Annotated in this window: 3 protein-coding genes; 2 read left to right on the top strand and 1 reads right to left on the bottom strand. The window is 69.6% G+C overall.

What is annotated here, in order from left to right; all coding sequences use genetic code 11:
- Together ACIQOV_RS39840 and ACIQOV_RS39835 are read left to right on the top strand one after the other, a co-directional pair.
- The coding region (locus ACIQOV_RS39840; protein ID WP_401055818.1) for a hypothetical protein at positions 1-318 on the top strand (318 nt) is incomplete at its 5' end.
- On the top strand, positions 315-1445 hold the full coding sequence (locus ACIQOV_RS39835; RefSeq protein WP_401055816.1) for a tryptophan dimethylallyltransferase family protein: 1131 nt from the start codon (positions 315-317) through the stop codon (positions 1443-1445). The genes ACIQOV_RS39840 and ACIQOV_RS39835, both read left to right, overlap by 4 nt.
- Here ACIQOV_RS39835 and ACIQOV_RS39830 read toward each other — a convergent pair.
- Complete coding sequence (locus ACIQOV_RS39830) at positions 1435-1689, bottom strand: hypothetical protein (protein WP_380359172.1); 255 nt, start codon at positions 1687-1689, stop codon at positions 1435-1437. The two genes, ACIQOV_RS39835 and ACIQOV_RS39830, sit on opposite strands and share 11 nt — an antisense overlap.
- Positions 1690-1834 lie beyond the last annotated feature (145 nt).

The raw sequence follows: 1834 nt of genomic DNA, 5'->3' as shown, positions 1-1834 counted from the left end.
GGCCGGCTGGGCGGGGGCAAATCAAAGATGCGTTCGAAAGATACATACCTTTGGCATCACCCCTGTGACTATGATCAATCTGATCATCGATCAGGGGGAGGGGCAATGATGCGCAGGGCATTGGCCACGTGGGCAGTTGGAATCGCCGCAGGTACGGCACTGCTCGTCGGCACCTCGGCGACCCTGGCGGCAGCACCCGCGCCCAGCACTGTCGCCAAGCAGCTGAACGAGCCGAACCAGTCGGTCGTCGGGCAGCTCAACGAGCCCAACCAGTCGGCCATCGGGCAAATGAACGAACCCAACCAGTCGGGCCAGTGACCAGCCCGCTGCTTCGCGACACCACACCCACCCTCGCCCCCTTCCGGGACCCGGACAAGACCTTCGGGCAGTTCCTGGAGGAGAAGTGGACAGCCGTCTGCCGGGGCCTGGGGATCGGCGGGTCGGAGACGGCCCGCGTCCTGCGGGACCTGCGGGACGTGCTCAGCCCATGGGGGGCGCGGCCCATCGGGACCCGCTGCAATCCACCGTCGTTCGTCTCCACCGACGGCTTCCCCGCCGAGCTTTCCGTCAGCTGGAAGGCGGGGAGGCCGGAGGTGCGCATCCTGTTCGAGTCGCTGAGTTTCGACCACACTCCGCTCGGATGCCAGGAAGCCGGACGGGAGTTGACGCTTCGGCTCGCCGAACGGCCGGGGGTGAGCATCGAGCGGTACCTCGACGTCGAGGACCTGTTCGTCACGGCCCGTCCCGGCCTCAACCGGCCCACCGTCTGGCACTCCTTGGCCTGGCAGCCTGGCGAGCGGCCGCACTACAAGGTCTACCTCAACCCGCAGGCGCACGGCCCGGACCGCACCGACGAGGTCATGGCCGAGGCCATGCACCGACTGGGGCTGGCCGAGGCCTGGGAGCCGGTGGGGCGGCGGTGCGGGGAACTCGCCCGGCGCGGGCACGAGGTGGAGTTCTTCGCCCTCGACCTGGACGGCGGAAGCGCCTCCCGGGTGAAGGTCTACTTCCGCCACCTCCCGATGCCGATGGACGAGTTGGACACCGTGGCCGCACTGTCGCACCGCCACGATTCGGCACGGGCGGCCCGAGCCCGTGCCGTGATCCACGGGCGGGACGGCGGCACGGTGGACAACGAGCCGATGACCTGCCTGGCGTTCCGGGAGGGTGCGACGGGGCCCGAGGAGGCCAACGTCTACCTGCGGCTTCCCGGCAACACCCGCAGCGATGCCGAGGCCGCCGAGCGGATCGCGGAGCTGATGCGGATCGAGGGCGTCGACCCGCGCCCGCACGCCGAGGTGCTGCGGCGGCTGACGGAAGGGCTGCCCGAGGGCGAGAGCGGGGTGCAGGAGCTGTGCAGCTACCGCACCATCGCGCCGGGGATTCCGGCGCACATCGGGCTGTACCTGCGCTTCAACACGTACGGGGCTGTTCCTACGGCCTGAGGTCGCGGTTGCGCCTGAACTCGCGGATGAGCGCGAGGAGGTTGACCAGAGTGCTGGCCGGGACGTTGCCGATGTCGACCAGGCGCCGGCCGTGGAGGTTGATGTCGCCGGGGCTGGCGGACGGCCAGAGGAGGCCGAACTCTCTTCCTTCCGTGCGGAGTTCGACGATGAGTTGGGCTACCTGGCGCGAGGTGAGGTGCAGCAGCGCCGGGTCGGCGGGGTGAATGGGGTGGTGGGCGCTCACGCGACAGCACCGTCCAGCTCGAACCAGACGGTTTTGCCCAGGTGTTGGGGATCGACGCCCCAACGGTGGGTGAGGCCGGCGACGAGCTGGAGGCCCCGGCCGGTCTCGGAGAGAAGGGCGAGGGGGCCCTGTTCCGGGAGAAGGG

Source organism: Kitasatospora sp. NPDC091257, assembly GCF_044757675.1.
In the GTDB taxonomy this organism is placed as follows: domain Bacteria; phylum Actinomycetota; class Actinomycetes; order Streptomycetales; family Streptomycetaceae; genus Kitasatospora; species Kitasatospora lactacystinica.
The sequence above is the reverse complement of the archived record's forward strand: the minus strand, read 5'-3'. Positions and strand labels throughout refer to the sequence as shown.